This window comes from Bradyrhizobium genosp. SA-3, assembly GCF_004212635.1.
GTDB lineage: Bacteria > Pseudomonadota > Alphaproteobacteria > Rhizobiales > Xanthobacteraceae > Bradyrhizobium.
In genome coordinates this window covers 1-8,532 of sequence record NZ_PSRT01000226.1, presented here as the reverse complement: position 1 = coordinate 8,532, position 8,532 = coordinate 1, and the positions used below count along the sequence as shown (strand labels likewise).

At 65.2% G+C, this 8,532-nt stretch carries 8 protein-coding genes; 7 read left to right on the top strand and 1 reads right to left on the bottom strand.

From position 1 onward, the window contains the following. Positions 1 to 283: 283 nt before the first annotated feature. The 7 genes from CWO91_RS40425 to CWO91_RS40395 all read left to right on the top strand — a co-directional run bounded on the left by CWO91_RS40425 (position 284) and on the right by CWO91_RS40395 (position 7,843). A complete protein-coding gene (locus CWO91_RS40425) occupies positions 284 to 1,597 on the top strand; it encodes an ABC transporter substrate-binding protein (RefSeq protein ID WP_130220908.1) in 1,314 nt (437 codons plus the stop codon). A gap of 91 nt (positions 1,598 to 1,688) precedes the next feature. Further along, positions 1,689 to 2,561 carry a carbohydrate ABC transporter permease gene (locus CWO91_RS40420; RefSeq protein ID WP_130220907.1) on the top strand — a complete coding sequence of 291 codons (873 nt, stop codon included), beginning with the start codon at positions 1,689 to 1,691 and terminating at the stop codon, positions 2,559 to 2,561. A 1-nt stretch (position 2,562) separates the two neighbouring features. Continuing rightward, entirely contained in the window at positions 2,563 to 3,393 is an 831-nt protein-coding gene (locus tag CWO91_RS40415) for a carbohydrate ABC transporter permease (RefSeq protein WP_130220906.1), read from the top strand. Positions 3,394 to 3,408: 15 nt separating this feature from the next. Then, a complete protein-coding gene (locus CWO91_RS40410) occupies positions 3,409 to 4,416 on the top strand; it encodes an ABC transporter ATP-binding protein (protein ID WP_130220905.1) in 1,008 nt (335 codons plus the stop codon). Positions 4,417 to 4,447: 31 nt separating this feature from the next. Next, the gene (locus CWO91_RS40405; RefSeq protein WP_130220904.1) at positions 4,448 to 5,221 is read left to right on the top strand and encodes an SDR family NAD(P)-dependent oxidoreductase; all 774 of its coding nucleotides are present in this window, start codon (positions 4,448 to 4,450) and stop codon (positions 5,219 to 5,221) included. Positions 5,222 to 5,258: 37 nt separating this feature from the next. Then, positions 5,259 to 6,902, top strand: coding sequence for an FGGY-family carbohydrate kinase (locus CWO91_RS40400; RefSeq protein ID WP_130220903.1), 1,644 nt, complete (start codon positions 5,259 to 5,261; stop codon positions 6,900 to 6,902). 5 nt (positions 6,903 to 6,907) lie between these two features. Further along, positions 6,908 to 7,843 (top strand): carbohydrate kinase family protein, encoded by a 936-nt coding sequence (locus tag CWO91_RS40395; RefSeq protein ID WP_130220902.1) that lies wholly within the window; start codon positions 6,908 to 6,910, stop codon positions 7,841 to 7,843. 7 nt (positions 7,844 to 7,850) lie between these two features. Here CWO91_RS40395 and CWO91_RS40390 read toward each other — a convergent pair. After that, on the bottom strand, positions 7,851 to 8,532 hold a 682-nt coding region (locus tag CWO91_RS40390), incomplete at its 5' end, for a LysR family substrate-binding domain-containing protein (RefSeq protein ID WP_130220901.1).

Sequence of the window (8,532 nt, the reverse complement as noted above, 5' to 3'; positions counted from 1 at the left end):
TTGCGGGAGAGGGCTGGGGAGAGGGTCTCTCGACTGGCAAGACTCCCCAAGAGGAGAAAACCCTCACCCGCATCGCATCTTTCGATGCGATGCGACCTCTCCCGCAAGCGGGAGAGGTGGAGAACGCCGTCGCCCCTGTGCGCGACACTACAAAGCCTCCCGCACCGCAGCACTCATAAGTTGCTTGAACGCTCGCGCGCCTGCTTGACAACCGTCTTCCTTGGGCTGAACATACGCCCAACGCGTGGGCATATGCTCAAAACGCGGTTCTAGGGAGGTCACCGTGAAACACGTCCTGGGCGCCGTCTGCGGCGCGTCTTGCCTGCTGCTGGCCATCCCCGCGATGGCCGAAACGACCCTGACCATCGCCACCGTCAACAATGGCGACATGATCCGCATGCAGGGGCTGACGGGTGAGTTCACCAAGAAGAACCCCGATATCACCGTGAAATGGGTGACGCTGGAGGAGAACGTGCTGCGCCAGCGCGTCACCACAGACATCGCCACCAAGGGCGGCCAGTTCGACGTGCTCACCATCGGTACCTATGAGGTGCCGATCTGGGCCAAGAAGGGCTGGCTGGTGCCGCTCGCCAATCTCGGTGCCGATTACGACGTCGCCGATCTCTTGCCGAAGATCAAGGATGCGGTCTCCGCCGACGGCAAGCTCTACGCCGCGCCGTTCTACGGCGAGAGCTCGATGGTGATGTACCGCACCGATTTGTTCGAGAAGGCCGGCCTGAAGATGCCGGAGAAACCGACCTGGGATTTCGTCATCGACGCGGCCAAGAAGCTCACCGACAAGAGCGGCGGCGTCTACGGCATCTGCCTGCGCGGCAAGGCCGGCTGGGGCGAGAACATGGCGTTCCTCTCGGCCATGGCCAATTCCTATGGCGCGCGCTGGTTCGACGAGAAGTGGGAGCCGCAGTTCAATACGCCGGAATGGAAGGCGACGCTGACCACCTACGTCAATCTCATGAAGGAAGCCGGCCCTCCCGGCGCGAGCTCCAACGGCTTCAACGAGAATCTGGCGCTGTTCAACGCCGGCAAGTGCGCGATGTGGATCGACGCCACGGTCGCGGCGTCCTTCGTCACTAACCCGAAGGATTCCAAGGTCGCCGACAAGGTCGGCTTCGCGCTCGCACCCAACACCGGGCTCGGCAAGAACGCCAACTGGCTGTGGGCCTGGAATCTCGCGATCCCCGCCGGCTCCAAGAAGACGGAAGCGGCCGAGAAGTTCATCGCCTGGGCCACGAGCAAGGACTACACCAAGCTCGTGGCGTCGAAGGAGGGCTGGGCCAATGTGCCGCCGGGCACGCGGACCTCGCTCTACCAGAACCCTGATTATCTGAAGGTCGCCCCGTTCGCCAAGCTGACGCTGGCCTCGATCGACGCGGCCGATCCGAACAAGCCGACGGTGAAGCCGGTGCCTTACGTCGGCGTGCAATACGCCGCGATCCCCGAATTCCAGGGCATCGGCACGCAGGTCGGCCAGCAGTTCTCGGCCGCGCTTGCGGGATCAATGACGGTCGATGCCGCGCTGACCGCCGCGCAATCTGCGACCGAGCGCGAGATGAAGCGCGCCGGCTACATCAAGTGAACCCGAGCTCTCCCTCCTGAGCTCAAACTGGCGGCCATCCACGGATCCCCGGATGGATGGCCGCCTTCTTCCCCGAAAGGAGAAGTCAGGGATGGCAACCCGGCAGACGCAGTTCCTTGCGCGCTCGCTCCTGACGCCGGCCGTCGGGCTGCTGTTCATCTGGATGATCGTCCCGCTCGCGCTGACGATCTATTTTTCGACGTTGCATTACAGTCTGCTCGATCCCGGTTCCGAGGCGTTCGTCGGCCTGGAAAACTTTCGCTACTTCCTCACCGATCCCGCCTTCCTTGCTTCGCTCCAGAACACTCTGGTGCTGGTCGGCTCGGTGCTGGCGCTGACCATCCTGCTCGGCATCCCCCTGGCGCTGCTGATGGACCAGCCCGTGATCGGACGCAACTTCGTCCGGCTGATGGTGATCGCGCCGTTCTTCGTGATGCCGACCGTGAGCGCGCTGGTCTGGAAGAACCTGCTGATGCACCCGGTGTCGGGATTGTTCGCCTGGCTCGCTTCGCTGTTCGGCCTGACGCCGATCGATTGGTTCAATGATGTGCCGCTGTTTGCGGTGATCCTGATCGTGACGTGGCAATGGCTGCCGTTCGCGACGCTGATCCTGCTCACCGCACTGCAATCGCTCGACGAGGAGCAGAAGGAAGCCGCCGAGATGGATGGCGCCAGCGCCGTCTCGACCTTCATCTACATCACCCTGCCGCACCTCGCGCGTCCTATCACGGTGGTGATCCTGATCGAGACCATCTTCCTGCTGACTGTGTTCGCCGAGATCTTCGTCACCACCGGCGGCGGGCCGGGCTTGCAGACCACCAACATCGCCTTCCTGATCTATTCGCAGGCGCTGATCCAGTTCGACGTCGGCAGCGCTTCTGCGGGCGGCCTCGTTGCGGTGGTGATCGCCAATATCGTCGCCTTCTTCCTGGTCCGCATCGTCGGCCGCAATTTGGAGGCCTGACATGGCACGGATGGCGACGACGCGGCAGGTGGCGATATCGACGGCGGCAGCCTGGCTGTTCGGATTTCTGATCTTCTTCCCGATCCTGTGGATGGTGCTGGCGAGCTTCAAGACCGAGCTCGAGGCATTCGCGGTACCGCCATCCTTCCTGTTCTTCCACTGGACCACGGAAAACTACGCGACCGTGCAGGAGCGCAGCGATTATTTGCTCCACGCGATGAACTCGATCATCATCGCCGGCGGCTCGACGCTGATTGCGCTTTTGATCGCCATTCCCGCGGCCTGGTCGATGGCGTTCTCGCCGACCAAGCGCACCAAGGACGTCCTGCTCTGGATGCTCTCGACCAAGATGATGCCGCCGGTCGGTGTGCTGGTGCCGATCTACCTGATCTACAAGTCCTTCGGCCTGCTCGATTCCCGCATCGGCCTCGTCTTCATCCTCTGCCTCGGCAATCTGCCGATCGTGATCTGGATGCTGTTCACCTATTTCAAGGAGATCCCGCGCGATATCCTGGAGGCCGCGCGCATGGACGGCGCAACAATAGGCCGCGAGCTCGTCTACGTGCTGACGCCGATGGCGATTCCGGGGCTCGCCTCGACGCTGCTGCTCAACCTGATCCTGGCCTGGAACGAGGCGTTCTGGACGCTCAACCTGTCGACCTCGAACGCCGCGCCGCTCACCACGTTCATCGCTTCCTATTCGAGCCCGGAAGGGCTGTTCTGGGCAAAGCTGTCGGCGGCCTCGACGCTCGCGATCGCGCCCATTCTCGTCCTCGGTTGGTTCAGCCAGAAGCAGCTCGTGCGCGGGCTCACCTTCGGCGCGGTGAAATAGAGGGGCTGCCGGATCATGGGTCAGATCACACTTCAGGGCGTGCAGAAATCCTTCGGCCCCGTGCACATCATCAAGGGCGCCGATTTGGACATCGCCGACGGCTCCTTCGTGGTGTTCGTCGGTCCCTCCGGCTGCGGCAAGACCACGCTCTTGCGGCTGATCGCCGGGCTCGAGGACGTCTCCGGCGGCAAGATATTGATCGACGGCAAGAACGTGGTCGACACGCCGCCAGCGAAGCGCGGGCTGTCGATGGTGTTCCAGTCCTACGCGCTCTATCCGCATATGAGCGTGCGCGGCAATATCGGTTTCGGTCTGAAGATGGCCGGCCTTGCCAAGGACGAGATCAACCGCAAGGTCGAGGCAGCGGCCGCGACCCTCAACCTCACGCCCTATCTCGACCGCAAGCCGCGTGAGCTTTCCGGCGGCCAGCGCCAGCGCGTCGCGATCGGGCGCGCCATCGTGCGCGAGCCCAAGGCGTTCCTGTTCGACGAGCCGCTCTCCAACCTCGATGCGGCGCTGCGCGTGCAGATGCGCATCGAGGTGACGCGGCTGCAGAAGCAGCTCGGCACCACTGCGATCTACGTCACCCACGACCAGGTCGAAGCGATGACCATGGCCGACAAGATCGTCGTGCTCAACGGCGGCAAGATCGAGCAATATGGCTCGCCACTGGAGCTCTACGAGCGGCCGGCCAACCTGTTCGTCGCCGGCTTCATCGGCTCGCCCAAGATGAATTTCGTCACCGGCGAGCCGGCCTTGCAGAAGGGGTCCGCGACGATCGGCGTGCGGCCGGAGCACCTCAAGATCGAGCGCGACGGCGCCGACGGCTGGCAGGGCACGATCGCAGTGGCCGAGCATCTCGGTAGCGACACCTTCCTCTATGTCGATGCCGGCCCGCTCGGCATGCTGACGGCGCGCTACATCGGCGAACTGAGCCTGCATGCCGGCGATCGCGTGTCGCTGGTGCCGGACCCCGCGCGCATCCATCGCTTCGACCAGGGCGGCAACGCGCTTCGAGGCTGACAAGAGACGGCAAGAAAACGGAAAGACCACCATGTACCTGGACAAATTCAAGCTGAACGGCAAGACCGCGTTCATCACCGGCGGCGGGCAGGGCATTGGGCTCGCCTGCGCCGAAGCGCTGGCTGAGGCCGGCGCAAAGGTCATCATCGGCGATCGCGACAGCAAGGTCGCCGACAGCGCAAAGGCCAGCCTCAAGGCCAAGGGCTACGACATCGAGACCGCGATCGTGGACGTCACCGATACCAGGCGTGTGGCGGACGTCGCAAACGACCTCGTCGCCCGCCACGGCAAGGTCGACATCCTCGTCAACAATGCCGGTATCGCGCGCAGCGAGACGCCGGCAGAGACCGTCACCGACGAGCACTGGCTCAACGTCATCGACGTCAACCTCAACGGCACTTTCTGGTGCTGCCGCGAGTTCGGCAAGCATATGCTGAAGGCCAAGAGCGGTGCCATCGTCAATGTCGGCTCGATGTCCGGCTTCATCGTCAACAAGCCGCAGGAGCAGTGCTTCTACAACGCCTCCAAGGCCGGTGTGCACCACCTGACCAAGTCGCTCGCCGCCGAATGGGGCGCACGCGGCATCCGCGTCAACGCGGTGGCGCCGACCTATATCGAGACGCCGCTCAATGCCTTCGTGAAGAGCAACCCGAAAATGTACGACGCCTGGATCGGCGGAACCCCGATGGCGCGGATGGGGCAGGTCGAGGAGATCGCCTCCGTCGTGCTGTTCCTCTCGTCCGAGGCCGCAAGCCTGATGACCGGCAGCATCGTGCTGGTGGATGGCGGCTACACTTGCTGGTAGGCTTGCGTCAGGACTGACGAAGCGACCGGGAGCGACAATGCCGCGAGCGTATATCGGCGTCGATGTAGGGACCACGAGCACGCGGGCAGGGGTGTTTGACGAGGCGGGCACGCTGCTCGCGATGGCGCGGCACCCGATCCGGATCTGGCACGAGGCCGGCGATATCGTCGAGCAGTCGTCCCAGGACATCTGGGACGCCTGCGCGACATCGGTACGCGCGGCGATGACGGAAGCTGGCATCACGCCCGACAGCGTCGGCGGTATCGGTTTCGACGCCACCTGTTCGCTGGTCGTGCTCGATAGGGAAGGCGGGCCACTCACGGTCAGCGGCTCCGGCGAGGCGCAGCGCAACGTCATCGTCTGGATGGACCATCGCGCCACGGCCGAGGCGCGGCTGATCAACGAGACCGAGGATGCCGTGCTGCGCTATGTCGGCGGCTCGATCTCGCCCGAGATGGAGATGCCGAAGCTGCTGTGGCTGAAGCGGCATCTTCGCGCGAGTTTCGACGCCGCTGGTCACTTCTTCGATCTGGCGGATTACCTGACCTGGCGCGCGACCGGCTCGCTCCAGCGCTCGACTTGCACCGTCACCTGCAAGTGGAACTATCTCGCGCATGACGGCGGCTGGAGCGCACCGTTCTTCAAGCGCATTGGCCTGTCGGACTTCGTCAGCGAGAAATACGCACGTATCGGCACCGAGATCGTCGCCCCCGGCACGCGGCTCGGTGCAGGTCTTGCCCCGACTGCTGCGGCTGATCTCGGCCTGTCGCCGGGTACGCCGGTCGGCGCATCACTGATCGATGCCCACGCCGGCGGGATCGGCGCGATCGGCGGCCGCGACGGCTCGGGCGGCGCGACCGACGCGTGCGATCGCCTCGCCTACATCATGGGGACTTCGGCCTGCATCATGGCGACCACGAAGGAACCGTGCTTCGTGCCCGGCGTGTGGGGTCCGTATTACTCCGGCATGGTGCCGGACTTCTGGCTCAACGAGGGCGGGCAGTCGGCCGCGGGCGCTGCGATCGACCATCTCCTCAAGTCGCATCCGGGCCATGCCGAGGCCAGCGCGGCGGCGCGCAACGAGGGCCTCGACCTCATCGACTTCCTCGAGCGCCGCATCATCGCGCGCGCTGGCGATGCCAGCCGCGCCGCGCTGCTCGCCCGCGACATCCATGTGCTGCCTGAATTCATCGGCAACCGGTCGCCCTACGCCGATCCTGATACGCGCGCGGTGATCGCGGGTCTCGATCTAGACACCGATATCGCGTCGATGGAGCGGCTGTTCGTCGCCGGTCTCTGCGGTCTCGCCTACGGGCTTGCCGAGGTGATCGAGGCCTTTGCCGCGCATGGCGTGCGCTCCAGCATCATGATCATGGGCGGCGGCGCCAGCCGCAGCCCGCTAGTGCGGCAGATCATGGCCGATACCACCGGTCTCACGGTCGCGCTGCCGCAGACGAAAGAGCCGGTGCTGCTGGGCGCCGCGATGCTCGGCGCGGTGGCCGGCGGCGCCTATGCCTCGATCGGCGAGACCATGGCAAAGATGTCGGCGCTGGGACGCAAGAGCGAGCCGACCGCGCCCGACATGGCGGCGTTTCACGCCCGCAAGCGCGAGGTCTACAAGCTGCTGCGCGAGGTCGATCGCGGCAGCCGTGCGGCGATGCGCGACATCGCGAGAGGTTGAAACGGATGCTGATTGCCTGCGGCGATGCGCTGATCGATTTCGTCCCGACGCGAAACGCGGACGGACGCGAGGCGGTGATACCGGCGGTCGGCGGCTCCTGCCTCAACGTCGCGATCGGCATGGCGCGGCTGGGCGCGCCGACCGGCTTCGTCGGTGGCATCTCGACCGATCTGTTCGGCCGCATGATCGCAGATCATGCCGCGGCCTCGCATGTGGAGCTCAGTTTCGCTACCCGCAGCGATCACCAGACCACGCTCGCCTTCGTCCGCATCGTCGCGGGCGAGTCGCATTATGCGTTCTATGATGGCGGGACCGCGACGCGGAACTGGAGCTATCGGCGCGGATCGATTCCGTTCGATAAGGTCGAAGCCCTCCATGTCGGTTCGACCACGCTGGTCAACGACCAGGGCGCGGCCGAAACGAAGGCCCTGATCGCGGACGCGCGGGCGTCGTCGACCATCTCCTTCGATCCGAACTGCCGTCCCAATCTGGTCAAGGACAAGCCGGCCTATCTCGCGCGCATGGCTGGCTTCGCTGCCAGCGCCGATCTCATCAAGATGTCCGACGTCGACTTCGCCTATCTCTTCGGGGACGAGCCATATCAACAACGCGCGAGCGCGCTGCTCGGGCAGGGTACGAGCCTCGTCGTCATCACCCGCGGCAACGACGGCGCGATCGCCTGGCACGCGGGCGCAGGGCAGATCAAGGTCGCCGCGCCCAAGGTCGAGGTGGCCGACACGATCGGGGCCGGCGACAGCTTTCAGGCCGCGCTGCTGTTCGCCTTGCACAAGCAGGGACGTCTTGCGCGCGAGAGGCTCAAGGACATCGGCACCGACGAGCTCCGCCGCGCGCTGTCGTTCGCCGCCAATTGCGCCGGCCTCACTTGCACCCGTCCGGGCGCCGATCCGCCCTGGAGCTTTGAGGTGAGTTGGAGCTTGTAGCGCGGCCTCACATCCGCGCGACTGCCTTCTCGGCGCATTTGAGGAAGGTTCCGATTAGCGGACTCTGGGAATCCCGCCGCCAACAGACTGCGATGTCGAGAGAGTCGGTGACGTCACGCAGTGGTCTGAACACGATGCCGCGTGGCGCGCCGAGCTGCGCGCAGGCCGGCAGGATGGCGAGGCCTTCGCCGGCCAGAACCAGGCTCATCGCCGAATGCACCGTCTCCACCCGGCTGGCGATCGGCATCACGACTTGGTGCCGACGCAACAAAGGGACGACGGCGGAGGAGGCGGGCCCATGGTCCGGATGCGGGAGCGCGATCAGCGGACGGCCCTGCAGGCGGGTCATTGGCACGGAGCTCAGACGGGCGAGTGGCGAGCGGATCGGCATGGCCAGCATGAAGGGCTGCGCACCGATCCGTGCCACCTGGATCTCAGGATGATTGATTGCCGGCATGCACAGCGCGACCGTGACGCTGCGGTCGAGCACGCGGGCCTCGCGCGTCGAGGCGCTGAGCTCGGCGAAGCCGAGGTCGACGCCGGGAACCGCGCGGCGCAGCTCGGGGATGAGCCGCGGCAGCATCGCATTCGCCAACACGAACATGTAGCCGACCGACAGCCGCCCGCGCCGTCCCGAAGCAACCGCGCGCGCGGCTTCGGCCCCGTCGGCCGCAAGGGCGAGCGCTTCG

Coding starts and splice junctions, on each gene's coding strand:
- CWO91_RS40395 (WP_130220902.1), top strand. CDS start 6,908: ATGCTGATTGCCTGCGGCGATGCGCTGATCGATTTCGTCCCGACGCGA.
- CWO91_RS40400 (WP_130220903.1), top strand. CDS start 5,259: ATGCCGCGAGCGTATATCGGCGTCGATGTAGGGACCACGAGCACGCGG.
- CWO91_RS40405 (WP_130220904.1), top strand. CDS start 4,448: ATGTACCTGGACAAATTCAAGCTGAACGGCAAGACCGCGTTCATCACC.
- CWO91_RS40410 (WP_130220905.1), top strand. CDS start 3,409: ATGGGTCAGATCACACTTCAGGGCGTGCAGAAATCCTTCGGCCCCGTG.
- CWO91_RS40420 (WP_130220907.1), top strand. CDS start 1,689: ATGGCAACCCGGCAGACGCAGTTCCTTGCGCGCTCGCTCCTGACGCCG.
- CWO91_RS40415 (WP_130220906.1), top strand. CDS start 2,563: ATGGCACGGATGGCGACGACGCGGCAGGTGGCGATATCGACGGCGGCA.